At 73.0% G+C, this 12,431-nt stretch carries 10 protein-coding genes; 6 read left to right on the top strand and 4 right to left on the bottom strand.

What is annotated here, in order from left to right; translation table 11 throughout:
• Positions 1-84 precede the first annotated feature (84 nt).
• The 6 genes from IW249_RS07815 to IW249_RS07790 all read left to right on the top strand — a co-directional run bounded on the left by IW249_RS07815 (position 85) and on the right by IW249_RS07790 (position 5,399).
• The gene (locus IW249_RS07815; RefSeq protein ID WP_196920132.1) at positions 85-792 is read left to right on the top strand and encodes an adenosylcobinamide amidohydrolase; all 708 of its coding nucleotides are present in this window, start codon (positions 85-87) and stop codon (positions 790-792) included.
• Positions 793-803: 11 nt separating this feature from the next.
• On the top strand, positions 804-1,982 hold the full coding sequence (locus IW249_RS07810; RefSeq protein WP_196920131.1) for a CapA family protein: 1,179 nt from the start codon (positions 804-806) through the stop codon (positions 1,980-1,982).
• Between the two features lie 41 nt (positions 1,983-2,023).
• Positions 2,024-2,812, top strand: a complete 789-nt coding sequence (gene nth / locus IW249_RS07805) for an endonuclease III (RefSeq protein WP_196920130.1) — start codon at positions 2,024-2,026, stop codon at positions 2,810-2,812.
• The gene (locus IW249_RS07800; RefSeq protein WP_196920129.1) at positions 2,809-3,468 is read left to right on the top strand and encodes a TlpA family protein disulfide reductase; all 660 of its coding nucleotides are present in this window, start codon (positions 2,809-2,811) and stop codon (positions 3,466-3,468) included. Before nth ends, IW249_RS07800 begins: the two co-directional genes overlap by 4 nt.
• On the top strand, positions 3,465-4,157 hold the full coding sequence (locus IW249_RS07795) for an NUDIX hydrolase (protein WP_196920128.1): 693 nt from the start codon (positions 3,465-3,467) through the stop codon (positions 4,155-4,157). Before IW249_RS07800 ends, IW249_RS07795 begins: the two co-directional genes overlap by 4 nt.
• A 63-nt stretch (positions 4,158-4,220) precedes the next feature.
• Positions 4,221-5,399 carry a MarP family serine protease gene (locus IW249_RS07790; RefSeq protein ID WP_196920127.1) on the top strand — a complete coding sequence of 393 codons (1,179 nt, stop codon included), beginning with the start codon at positions 4,221-4,223 and terminating at the stop codon, positions 5,397-5,399.
• A gap of 18 nt (positions 5,400-5,417) precedes the next feature.
• Here the strand turns inward: IW249_RS07790 and IW249_RS07785 are convergent, their stop codons facing one another.
• The 4 genes from IW249_RS07785 to eccCa form a co-directional block, all read right to left on the bottom strand.
• Entirely contained in the window at positions 5,418-6,125 is a 708-nt protein-coding gene (locus IW249_RS07785) for a phosphatase PAP2 family protein (protein ID WP_196920126.1), read from the bottom strand.
• A gap of 37 nt (positions 6,126-6,162) precedes the next feature.
• Positions 6,163-6,954, bottom strand: a complete 792-nt coding sequence (locus tag IW249_RS07780) for a phosphatase PAP2 family protein (protein ID WP_196920125.1) — start codon at positions 6,952-6,954, stop codon at positions 6,163-6,165.
• Between the two features lie 52 nt (positions 6,955-7,006).
• Positions 7,007-8,347 carry a type VII secretion-associated serine protease mycosin gene (gene mycP, locus IW249_RS07775; protein ID WP_196920124.1) on the bottom strand — a complete coding sequence of 447 codons (1,341 nt, stop codon included), beginning with the start codon at positions 8,345-8,347 and terminating at the stop codon, positions 7,007-7,009.
• A gap of 74 nt (positions 8,348-8,421) precedes the next feature.
• Positions 8,422-12,405, bottom strand: a complete 3,984-nt coding sequence (eccCa, locus tag IW249_RS07770) for a type VII secretion protein EccCa (protein WP_196920123.1) — start codon at positions 12,403-12,405, stop codon at positions 8,422-8,424.
• Positions 12,406-12,431: the final 26 nt, after the last annotated feature.

Genomic DNA, 12,431 nt, shown 5'->3' with positions numbered 1-12,431 from the left:
CGCGCGCCGCCAAGTCTAGGCGCACGTGAGCTCGAATCAGAGGTCGCCCCTGGAATCTTGATCGGTGGGCGTAACCTGCCCGACGTGCTGAGCGACCCGACTCTGACCAGCCGCGCCGAGGACGGGCGGCACGCGCCGCTGCTCGTCTGGCGCGCGGACGTGCCCCTGCGGGCGATCAGCAGCGGCCCACTGGGCGGTGGCATCGGGCTCCGGCGATGGGTGCTGAACGCGACCGTACCGATGTCGTACGACCGGGAGGACCCCGCGGCGCACCTGGCCGCGCTCGCCGCTGAGCTGTCCCTCGACGGGCCCGGGATCGGCCTGCTGACCGGCGTCGATGTGACGGAGGTGGTGGCGCGGACCGACGCCGGGGTGCGGGCCTGGGCGACGGTCGGGCTGGGCACGCCGGTGCCCGCGGCCGCGCCGACGCCGACCGCGCTCGCCCACCGCGTCGGCACTGTCAACATCGTGGTGTACGTGCCGGCCCGGCTCGCCGACTCGGCACTCGTCAACGCGGTGGCCACCGCGACCGAGGCGAAGACCCAGGCGGTCACCGAGCTGGGGGTGCCGGGGACCGGCACGCCCACCGACGCGGTCACAGTGCTCTGCCCGGTGGACGGGGCGGAGGCCCCGTACGGCGGGCCGCGCTCCACCTGGGGCGCCCCGCTCGCCCGAGCGGTGCACGCGGCGGTGCTCGCCGGCGGTGCCCGGCCGGTCGTGCCGTGGTCTGAGCAGCTCACGGGCCCAAAGTCCAACCGATCGGCTGTCGTCGGCGCGTTTAACGACCGGTAGCGTCGCGGGCGATGTACGCTCCCGCCCCCCTCGCGTCCCGCCCGCGCCGCCGCGTCGCCCTCGGCCTCGCCGCGCTGCTGGCCGCCCTCCTCGTGGCCGGCTGCTCCGACTCCGCTGGCGAGGCACCCGTCTGGCAGCCCGGCGCGGGAGGTGGTGGCACCGGCGCACCGGTCTCCACTGCCGGCCCCAAGGCCACCGGGCCCGCATCCTCCGGTCAGGGTGGCGCGATCTCGCTCTCCGCCACCGGGGACATCATCATGGGCAACGCGCCCGGTCGGCTGCCCGCAGCCGGTGGCAAGGGCTTCTTCACCTCGGTCACCCAGGCGCTCAAGGCCGACCTGGTGATGGGCAACCTGGAGGAGCCGCTGACTGTCGACACCGGCACCGGCAAGTGCGGGGCCAACTCCACCCGCTGCTTCCAGTTCCGCGCCCCGCCGGAGTACGCCGCGCACCTGCGCGACGCCGGCTTCGACGTGCTCAACCAGGCCAACAACCATGGCTACGACTACGGGCCCAAGGGCTACGAGAACACCCAGAAGGCACTGAAGAAGTACGACCTGGAGCACACCGGCGCACCGAACGAGATCACCGTTGTCGACGTCAAGGGCGTCAAGGTCGCCGTCGCCGGCTTCTCGTCGTACGTGTGGTCCAACAGCCTGGTCGACATCGCCAAGGCGAAGGCGGTGGTCGCCAAGGCCGCCACCATGGCCGACCTGGTAGTGGTGCAGGTGCACATGGGCGGCGAGGGTGCGGACAAGACCCGGGTGAAGCCGGGCACCGAGATGTTCCTGGGCGAGAACCGGGGCGATCCGGTGAAGTTCTCGCACGCCATGATCGACGCTGGCGCCGACCTGATCGTCGGGCACGGCCCGCACGTGTTGCGCGGGATGGAGTTCTACCAGGGGCGCCTGATCGCGTACAGCCTGGGCAACTTCGCCGGAGGCGGCAACTCGCTGAGCAACGACGGTCGGCTCGGCTGGGGCGGCGTGCTGAAGGTGTCGCTCAAGCCGGACGGCAGTTGGGCCGGCGGCTCGTTCACCTCCACGTACATGAACTCCGCTGGCAAGCCGACGATGGACCCGGACGACCGGGGCCTGGGTCTGGTCACCGAGTTGAGCCGCGCCGACTTCCCGAAGGGTGGCGCCCGGCTCGACGGGCAGGGGAAGATCTCGCCGCCGACCGCCGGCTGACCCGAGCAGGACCGTCCGGGGTGCGACGTAGGCTGACCGTCGTGACCAGTAGCCCTCCCGGTGCCAGCGAGACCGATCTCGGGCGCAAACGCCGCGCCCGCAAGATCGGCCGGGTGCTGACCGAGACGCATCCCGACGCTCACTGTGAGCTGGACCACTCCAACGCTCTGGAGTTGGCCGTCGCCACGATCCTCTCCGCGCAGTGCACGGACAAGAAGGTCAACGAGGTCACCCCGAAGCTCTTCGCCCGCTACCCGAGCGCAGCCGCGTACGCCAGCGCCGACCGGGGCGAGATGGAGGAGCTGATCCGGCCCACCGGCTTCTACCGCAACAAGACCGACTCACTGCTCAAGCTCGGCCAGGCCCTCCTCGACCGGTACGACGGCGCGGTCCCGGGCCGGCTCGTCGACCTGGTGACGCTCCCCGGCATCGGCCGCAAGACCGCCAACGTGATCCTCGGCAACGCCTTCGACGTCCCCGGCATCACTGTCGACACGCACTTCCAGCGACTGGTCCACCGGTGGCGGCTGACCACCGAGACCGACCCGGTCAAGATCGAGCACGCGATCGGCGCGCTGTACGACAAGCGCGACTGGACCATGCTGTCGCACCGGATCATCTTCCACGGGCGACGGGTCTGCCACGCCCGCAAGCCGGCCTGTGGCGCGTGCACCCTCGCGAAGCTCTGCCCTTCGTACGGCACCGGCCCGACCGAGCCGGCGGCCGCCGCCAAGCTGCTCAAGGGCCCTCGGGCGCGCGACCTCGCGGTTGCCGCCGGGGTCGACCCGGAGTTGGTGCCGGCGCAGGCGATCACGGCGGAGGTGCCGTGAACCGCCGCCTCGCCCTCGCCGTCCTGCCGCTTCTGCTGGCCGTCACCGGTTGCACCAGCGGCACTGCCGACGACGAGCCAGCCCCCCGGCCGGCCGCAGCTGAGCGTCCATCCCCCTTCCGGGACTGCACCGCGCTGAGCACGGCACCCGCGGCCACGTCCCCCGGCTCCGGCACGGCGACGGTGACCCCCGCGTCGCCCAGCACGCCCGGCACGACACCGCCCGCTGGCGGGTCGGCGCTGCCGGAGCTGACGCTCTCCTGCTTCACCGGCGGTGCCCCCGTCGTACTGCGCGAGGTGGCCGGGCCAGCGGTGATCAACGTGTGGGCTTCCTGGTGCCCGCCGTGCCGCAAGGAACTGCCCGCCTTCCAACGCCTCAGCGAGCGAACCGCCGGTCAGCTCCAGGTGGTCGGAGTCAACAGCCGGGACAGCCGCAGCGGCGCCCAGTCCATCGGTGAGGACTTCGGCGTCCGGTTCCCGATGCTCGTGGACCAGGGCGAGGCGCTGCAACGCGAGCTGAAGCGCAACGCCATTCCGCTGACCCTCTTCGTCGCCGCCGACGGCCAGGTCCGGCACATCGACGCCACCGGGGCTCTCGACGACGCCAAACTCGCCAAGCTGGTCCGCCAGCACCTCGGCCTGGCGGTGCCGGCGTGACCCGTCGGCCACCCAACTGGATCGAGCCGTTGCTGACCCGGCTGGGCACCGCCCGCGCCGAGGACTTCACCCGGCTGACCACCCCGGCCGAGGGCGGTCGGGAGAGCGCCGTGCTGGTGCTGCTCGGCGAGCAGCCCGGCGCGGGTCCCGACGTGCTGGTCCTGCAACGCGCCGCCACCCTGCGCAACCACGCCGGCCAGCCCGCCTTCCCCGGGGGCGCGGCCGACCCGGAGGACGCCGACGTCCGCGCCACCGCCCTGCGCGAGGCGAACGAAGAGGTGGGCCTCGACCCGGCCAGCGTGACAGTGCTGGCCGAGCTGCCGAAACTGTGGATCCCGGTCAGCGACTTCGTTGTCACGCCGGTGCTGGCCTGGTGGCACGACCCGCACCCGGTGCACCCCCGGGAGCCGGCCGAGGTGGCACACGTCGCCCGCCTGCCGGTCAGCGAGCTGGTCGACCCGGCCAACCGGCTGCGGGTCCGCCACCCGAGCGGCTGGATCGGGCCGGCGTTCTCGGCCCGCGGGATGCTCGTCTGGGGCTTCACCGCCGGGGTTCTCGCCACCCTGCTCGAGATGGGCGGCTGGGCCCGTCCGTGGTCGCCCGGCCGGGTCGTGGAGCTGCCGCCGACCGGGGCGACACCGGCCCCGTCCGCCGGCACCGACGAGGCTGACGAGAACGCCCTGCGCTGACCGCACGGTCACCATCCGCAAGCGATGGTCATCCAGTGGGCACACTGCCCGTACGCTTGACCCGTGTCCGTCGTGGATCTCGTCCTGCTGCTGCTCATGCTCGTGTTCGCGATCAGCGGATACCGCCAGGGTTTCGTCATCGGCGTCACGTCGTTGTCCGGCTTCTTCCTGGGTCTGCTGCTGGGTCTCCAGCTCGGGCCGCTGTTCGCCAGACAGTTCGTGGACGCCGGCACCCGTGTGCTGATCTCGCTGGTGGCCATCTTCGGGCTGGCGGTGGTCGGGCAGGCACTCGCCGGTTGGCTCGGCTCGCACCTCCGTAAGACGATCACCAGCGACGTGGGCAAACGGGTCGACGACGTCGGCGGGGCGTTCGTCTCGCTGTTCGCGGTGCTCCTGCTCGCCTGGCTGGTCGCCGTGCCGCTCGGCTCGTCCTCGGTGCCCTGGCTCGCCGCATCGGTCCGCAACAGCGCGTTGATCACGGTGGTCAACCAGGTCCTGCCGGAGCGGGCCCACCAGTTGTCCACGGCGTTGGAGGACACCGTCGACACCGACGGGTTCCCGGACGTCTTCGGTGACCTCGCGCCCACCCGGGCGCGGCAGGTCGACCCGCCGGACCCGGCGCTGGCCAAGTCGCAGGTGGTGGTCAACGGCCGGCAGTCGGTCGTCAAGGTGCTGGGCTCCGCGCCCAGTTGCTCACGCCGGATCGAGGGTTCCGGTTTCGTGTACGCCGACGACCGGGTGATGACCAACGCGCACGTGGTGGCCGGCACCCGCTCGGTCGCCGTGGAGTTGGGCGGCGAGCGGTACGACGGCAAGGTGGTGGTCTACGACCCGGACCGGGACCTGGCGGTGCTGCTCGTGCCCGGGCTGCCCGGGCCGTCCCTGCGGTTCGCCGCCGGCAACGCGGGCAGCGGCTCCGACGCCATCGTGCTCGGCTTCCCGCTCGACGGCCCCTACAACGCGCAGTCGGCGCGGGTCCGCGACGTCGACCGGATCAACGGTCCGGACATCTACGCCTCCACGAAGGTGACCCGGGAGGTCTACACGATCCGGGCGCTGGTCCGCAGCGGCAACTCCGGGGGTCCGCTGCTCTCCGCCAACGGCCTGGTGCTCGGCGTGATCTTCGCGGCGGCGACCGACGACCCGAACACCGGCTTCGCTGTGACAGCGGCCGAGGCCCGCCCGGTGGCGTTGGCCGGGGCCGAACGCAACCGGCCGGTCGGCACCGGCGAGTGCACCTGAGCGTCGCCGCGGGTCGGCTCAGCCCTGAGCCGGCAGGACGCGCCGCCCGACGGTCGGTAGCTTCGCCCGGCCCCACCGCAGCCCCCGGTCCAGCACGGCACGGGCCATGATCGCGACGCACGTGCCGCCGTTGACGAAGGACGCCACCACGTCGCTCGGGTGGTGCATTCCCCGGTACATCCGGGTCATCGCCACGCCCAGCGGCACCATCAGCAGCAGCGTCCACCAGGCGACCTTCGCTCCGGTGCTCCGTGCCCGCAGCGCCATCAGCACGGCGATGCCGACGTAGAGCGCCACCGCCGCCGAGGTGTGCCCGGACGGAAAGCTCGACGTGGGTGGCGAGACGTCCATGTGTTCCACCGCCGGCCGTCGCCGGTCGATCGCCAGCGTGGTCAGCAGGAACACCAGCGCCTGGGCGGTCACCGCCGCGCACAGGAAGAGCGGCTCGCGCCAGCGCTTCAGCCAGAGCCGCAGCGCCAACGCCACCAGCACGGTGACCACGACGATCATCTGGGTGCTGGCCAGCGTGCTGAACACCAGCGAGATGTTGTTCCAGTCACCGGTGCGGTCGGCGGCCAGTTCCCGGTTCACCGCGTCCTCCACGGTGAACGGCCAGGTTCGGGCGAACACCCGGGTGACCAGCACCCCGAGCAGCACCATGAGCCCCAGCAGGAGGGACACCGGCAGCAACACCCGCCGGACGATCTGGACCACGGTCTCGGACATGGGTGGGCCAGTACCCGGCCGGTCTCGTCGTCACTCCTCAGGCAGATCCCGGGTGCCGCTCGACCTCGGGAGCGACGCCGTCGCGGGTCGGCCGAACCGACCGCAGGCCACTGTGTGCCCGCCAACTGGTGAACGCGGCGGTGGTGGCCGCGACCACCGCCACACCGAGCAGCCATCCGCCCACCACGTCGCTGGTGAAGTGCACGCCGAGCGCCACCCTGCTCAGCCCGGTCACCACGGTGAGCAGCACAGCCGCGACCCAGACCGCGACCCGCGCCGCCCCCCGCCCGACGTACGGAAGGAGCACCAGCAGCAGCACCCCGGCGGCCAGGGTGGCGTTCAGCGCGTGCCCGGAGGGGAACGAGTAGCCGGCCGCCCGGGCCACCGGGTCGAGCAACTCCGGCCGGTCCCGGCCGACCAGCAACTTGAGCAGCGGACCGATCGACCCGCCGACGACCATCGTCGTGGCCGCCCAGAGGGCCAGGCGGCGGGCTCCCCGGCGCAGCAGCCAGACCACCAGGAGCAGGGCGACGGCGCGCAGCGGCATCGGTGCGAACACCTCGGTCCAGACCCGCATCAGCAGGACCCAGGCCCTGTGGTCCTGCGCGTAGCCGTGCAGCGCGTCGGTGACCGACGTGTCCAGCCGGTGCAGCGGGGCCCAGGCGCCGAGCACCAGCACTGTGAGCAGGGCGAACGGCACCAGCACCAGGAACGCCGCCGTCGCGGCCAGAGTGAGTCGCAGCCCCAGCGCGTGGTCCCTGTCGAAGCGGCGCTGCCGCCAGGACGGCTGACCGGTGGGGGCGAGGGTGGGCGGCCACTGCGTACTCATGGGTCCGTTCTACCCGGCCGGGCGGTCGGTCAGGCCTGCCGGGTGGCCGCGATCAACGGGTCCGTTGGCGGAGCCGGCGGACCATCAGGGCCGCACCGGCGACCAACGCCACGAGAAGTACGACGGTGGTCCACAACTGCTCCGGCGCCGACGTGTCCTGACCGCCCGCCGCCCGAGCCGTCCACCGGCTCTGCTGACCGGATGCGGCGAGACCGAGTGGGTCGCTACCAGCACCGGCCACCGGATTGTCATCGACCGAGCCGGGCGCCGGACCGAAACCGGTGACGCCCGGCGACGTCTGGTCGTCCAGTGGGTTGGCGATCACCGGCGGCACCTGAGCGGTCAACGCGGCAACCGGGTCGACCACCCCGTACCCGAAGCGGTCGTCCCGACCGGTCGGGCCCAGGTCCCGGGCGGTCGCCAACAACCGGTTCACCACCTCACCCGCGGGCATCTGCGGATAGCGGGACCGGACCAGCGCGGCGGTAGCGGCCACCAGCGGCGCGGCGAAGCTGGTGCCCTGCACCCGCCAGTACCCACCGGGGGGCTTGGCACCGACCAGCCCGCTGGCGGGAGCGGTGAGCACCGTCGCCCGGCCGGTGATCGAGCCGGACCACATGTTGTCGCTGCTGCGTTCGAGACCGGACACGGCGATCACACCCGGCTCACGAGCCGGGTACCAGACCTTGGTGCTGCTGGAGGTGGCCAGGTTGCCGGTGCAGGCGATCACCACCACGTCCCGGACGAACGCGTAGTCCAGGGCGGCGGCCAGGGCCGGGCTGTCACCGCTGCCGCCCAGCGACAGGTTGATCACGCGGGCGCCGTTGTCGACGGCCCAGCGGACCCCCTGGGCGACGATCAGCGCGTCGTCGTAACGGTTCTCCTCGTCCAGCACGCGGACCGGCAGGATCCGGGCGTCCGGTGCCAGGCCGACCACGCCCCGCTTGTCGTCGCTGCGCCCGGCGATCAGGCCGGCGACAGTGGTGCCGTGACCCACCGGATCCGGGCCCGGCGCACCGCCGGGGCCGACCAGGTCCTTGCCGGGCAGCACCTGGCCGACCAGGTCGGGGTGGTTGCCGTCCACTCCGGAGTCGACCACCGCCACCGTCACGCCCCGGCCGGTCGAGCTGCGCCACGCCGTCTCGGCCTGCAACTCGTCGAGCTGCCACTGCTCGTCGCGGACCTGGTCGGTGCGGGCGACGGCGTCACCGGGGGCGAACGCCATCGGCGCGCCGGCGAGCTGTCCACCGTTCGTGGGCGCGGCGACGGGCACTGCCGCCGCCGTCGGGGCCACGACGGCAAGCGCCGCAGCCACACCGAGCAGCGCCCGGCCGGTCGCTCGTCGGGCCGCTGACGGACCGCTGTACCGCACCCCAGTCACATCCCCAGCCATTCATCCCGACGGAACCATGACGATCGGAGATTACCGGTTTCCCCACCCGTCACGGGAAGAACCGGCGAGTCAGGTCACTGCGGCGGCAGTTGCGCCAACTGAACGAGGCGTACGCCCTCCCGCCGGGTGACCAGCCGACCACGCCCCGGCGGCAGCGGTCCGGGTCGTACCGGCCCCACGAGTGCGCCCTCCTCGGGGCTGCCCGCCATCACCAGGCCGGCGGTGGACAGCTCCCGCAGGCGCTGCACGATCGGCTCGTACTGTGCACGTCCCGCCCCACCGGAACGGCGGGCCAGCACCAGGTGCAGCCCGATGTCCCGGGCGTGGGGCAGGTGCTCCTCCAGCGCGCGCAACGGGTTCGCCGGCCCCGCCGCCACCAGGTCGTAGTCGTCCACAAGCACGAACAGCTCCGGCCCGGACCACCAGGACCGGTCCCGCAGTTGCTGCGGGGTGACCTCCGGCCCGGGGGCCCGCCGCTCCAGGTAACCGGCGGCCGACTCGACAAGGTCGGCGGTGTGCGCCGCCGCGGTGCCGTACCCGATCAGGTGTGGCGTCTCGATGGCGCCGAGCAGACTGCGCCGGTAGTCGACGAGGATCACCCGGGCCTGCTCGGGAGTGAACCGGGTGATGATCGACGTGGCCAGCGCGCGCAGGAACGACGACTTGCCGCACTCCGAGTCCCCGAAGACCACGAAGTGTGGCTCGGTGGCGAAGTCGAGCAGCACCGGGCGCAGGTCCGCCTCCGCGATCCCGATCGGCAGCCGCAGCCCGGTCGTCGAGGTGAGGTCCAGCTCGGCGTACGGCAGCACCGGCGGGAGCAACCGCACCCGGGGCGCCGCAGGACCCGCCCACCCGTCCGCGGCCCTCTTGACCAGGTCGGCGGTGTCCCCGCCGGCGGTACCGAGCTGAGGCAGCGCGGTGAGGAAGTGCAGGCCCTCCGCTGTCACCCCTCGGCCGGGGCGCTCCGGCACGTTCGCGGCCGCGCGCCGGGCCACCAGCGAATCGGCCGGGTCGCCGAGGCGCAGCTCCAGCCGGGAGCCGAACAGGTCCCGGATCGCCGGGCGGAAATCCAGCCAGCGCAGCCCGGTGGCGACCACGTGCAGACCGTACGACAGACCCCGGGTGGCCAGGTCGGTGACGAGTGGCTCCAGGTCGTCGTACTCGCCGCGGATGGTGCTCCACCCGTCGATCACCAGAAACACGTCGCCGTACGGGTCGGCGCCCGGCTGGCCGGCTGTCCCCGCTGCCGCTCGGCGCTGCCGGTACGCGGCCATCGACTCCACGCCCAGTTCGGCGAAGCGGCGCTCCCGGTCGACCAGCAGGGTGGTCATCTCGCCGACGGTGCGTCGGACGGCGGTCGGGTCGGCGCGGCCGGTCACCCCGCCGACGTGTGGAAGGTCGCGCAGCGCGGCCAGCCCGCCGCCGCCGAAGTCGAGACAGTAGACCTGCACCTCGGCCGGGGTGTGGGTGAGCGCCAGCGCGCAGATCAGCGTGCGCAGGGCTGTGGACTTGCCGCTCTGCGGCGCACCAACCACCGCGACGTGCCCGGCGGCGCCGTCGAGGGCCAGCCAGAGCAGGTCCCGGCGCTGCTCCAACGGTTTGTCCACCACCGCCATCGGCACTCCGAGCGCGCCGTGCAGCTCCGGGTTGCCCACTGTGAGCCCGCGCTTCGGGTGCACCTCGACCGGACCGAGCAGCTCGTCGAGTGCCGGCGGCTGACCGAGCGGCGGAAGCCAGACCTGGTGCGCCGGCGGCCCCTGCCCGACGAGCCGGTCCACCAGTAGGTCGAGCAGGGTCCTGCTGCCCTCCTCCTCCGCCACGACGGGCACGACCGGAGTGGCCGGCTCCGGCACCGGTACGACGTGGGTGGTGAAGGTGAGCAGCCGTGCGCCCCCCTCGGCGGCGACGCCGCCCGACGCGGCCCGACGGCGGACGGCACCGGAGACGTACGCGGCCTTGAACCGGGCCAGTGGGTCGGTGCCGGCGCGCAGGTAGCCGTGGCCCGGCGAGCGGGGCAGCTCGTGCGCGTCCGCCACGCCGAGCACCGTCCGGGACTCCAGGGCCGAGAAGGTGCGCAACCCGATCCGGTACGAGAGGTGGGTGTCCAACCCGCGGAGCCGACCCTCCTCCAGGCGCTGGCTGGCGAGCAGCAGGTGCACGCCGAGCGACCGGCCCAGCCGGCCGATCTGCACGAACAGATCGATGAAGTCGGGCTTGGCGGAGAGCAGTTCCGAGAACTCGTCGCAGATCAGCAGCAACGACGGCAGCGGGGCCAGAGGGCTACCGGCAGCCCGGGCCCGCTCGTAGTCACGCACGCTGGCGAAGTTGCCGGCCCGCCGCAGCAACTCCTGCCGGCGGACCAGCTCCCCGTTGATCGCGTCCACCATGCGGTCGACCAGGGGCAACGCGTCGGCCAGGTTGGTGATCACGGCCGCGGTGTGCGGCAGCCGGTCGAAGGAGGTGAAGGTTGCGCCACCCTTGAAGTCGACGAGCACGAAGTTGAGCTGCTCGGAGCTGTGCGTGGCGGCGAGCCCCAGCACCAGCGTGCGCAGCAGCTCGGACTTGCCGGAGCCGGTCGCCCCGATGAGCAGGCCGTGCGGACCCATGCCGTCCTGGGCGGACTCCTTGAGGTCCAGCTCGATGGCGCCGCCGTCCGCGCCCACCCCGATCGGCACCCGCAACCGGTCCCGTGCCGAGCGCGGCAACCAGCCCTGTTCCGCTGTGAAGCTCTCCGGGTCACCGAGACCGAGAAGCTCGGGCAGGCCCAGGTCGGCCTGGAGTGGAGCGTCCGGCCCGCGGGCCGCACCGGCGAGGCGCAGCGGCGCCAACCGTCGGGCGACCGCCTCGGCGTCGGCCAGGTCCAACTGGTCGGCGGTGCCCACCTCGGCGTGCCCGTCGGACGACAACGAGTGCAGCCGTCGGCCGTGCAGCTCCAGCAGCAGCGCGTACCGGTCGAGCAGTCGGGGCGGCGGGGTGTCCAGGTCCAGCACTGTGACCGCGTCGATGCCGCCGTCGCCGGTCAGGTCGCTGGCACCGGTGAGGTCGCCGCCGTCGAGGACCACCACCACGTGTGGACCGTCGGTGGCCGGGCCGGCCGGGCTGAACCGGGACCGGGTGGCCAGCACGTCGGCCAGCAGCGACTCCAACTCGGCGGCGGAGCTGGTGACCAGCCGTACCGGGCCGAGCGCGTCGCTGCGGCTGGGATGGTGGGCGTGCGGAAGCCACTTCACCCACTCCCAGCAGGCGCGGCGCTCCGGCCCGGCGCAGACCGCGACGAGCAGCTCGTCGGGGGCGTGGAAGACCGCCAACTGGGTCAGCACGGCCCGGACCAGCGCCTGCGCCGCCGGGTCGCCGGTGGGTGGCCCGCCGGTGGTCGGGGTGGTCGACCGGCCGCGACCGGCCTGTCGCACGTGCACCCGGGCGAAGCTGCGCAGCGACAGCGCCACGGGCAGGTCCGGCACCACGGAGTACGCGTCCAGGAAGCGGCGCAGCGCGCCGGCGGTCATCGGCTCGAGTTCCTCCAGCGGCCTGGTGACCGGTGGGACGAGGGGGGTGGCCAGGGTCTGCGGCCCGACGGCGACCCGCACCACAGCGAAATCGCTGTCGGCGGGGCGCCGCTCCCAGACCCGGTGGCTGTCCACCGTCGACCAGAGCCGCCCCGGATCCGGGTGCCGGTAGTAGAGCCCGGCCCGTTGCTGGCCCGCGGTCCGCCGCACCCGCCGCCGCAGCGTGGCCAGGTGGCGCAGGTACTCCCTGCGGGCGGCCATCATCTCGGACTTCTTCGGGGTGCCGGAGGCGCTGCCCCAGGACGTCACCAGCATCGCCAACGAGGACAGCCCGAACATGCCGCCCACCACGTACGAGTAGGCGCCGCCGCCCCGGCCGAACATCATCGCCATCGCCACAGTGCCGCCGAGCATGGGCAGCAGCATGAGCATCTGTTGCCACCGTCCGCCGGTCACCGCGGGGATCTCCGGCGGTGCCTCGACCGACAGCTCGCCGGCGGGGATCTCCGGTGCTGGTCGGCGCGGGGGGCGCTTGATGACGACTGTGGACACTCGGCCTCCTGACAGCGCTGGGTAAC

The organism is Micromonospora vinacea (assembly GCF_015751785.1).
Taxonomy (GTDB): domain Bacteria; phylum Actinomycetota; class Actinomycetes; order Mycobacteriales; family Micromonosporaceae; genus Micromonospora; species Micromonospora vinacea.
This window is presented reverse-complemented; position numbering and strand designations above follow the sequence as displayed.

What these genes read in the sequence shown, in the direction of transcription:
- IW249_RS07810 (WP_196920131.1), top strand. Translation starts at nt 804, where the DNA reads ATGTACGCTCCCGCCCCCCTCGCGTCCCGCCCGCGCCGCCGCGTCGCC.
- IW249_RS07785 (WP_196920126.1), bottom strand. Translation starts at nt 6,125, where the DNA reads ATGTCCGAGACCGTGGTCCAGATCGTCCGGCGGGTGTTGCTGCCGGTG.
- IW249_RS07780 (WP_196920125.1), bottom strand. Translation starts at nt 6,954, where the DNA reads ATGAGTACGCAGTGGCCGCCCACCCTCGCCCCCACCGGTCAGCCGTCC.
- mycP (WP_196920124.1), bottom strand. Translation starts at nt 8,347, where the DNA reads ATGGCTGGGGATGTGACTGGGGTGCGGTACAGCGGTCCGTCAGCGGCC.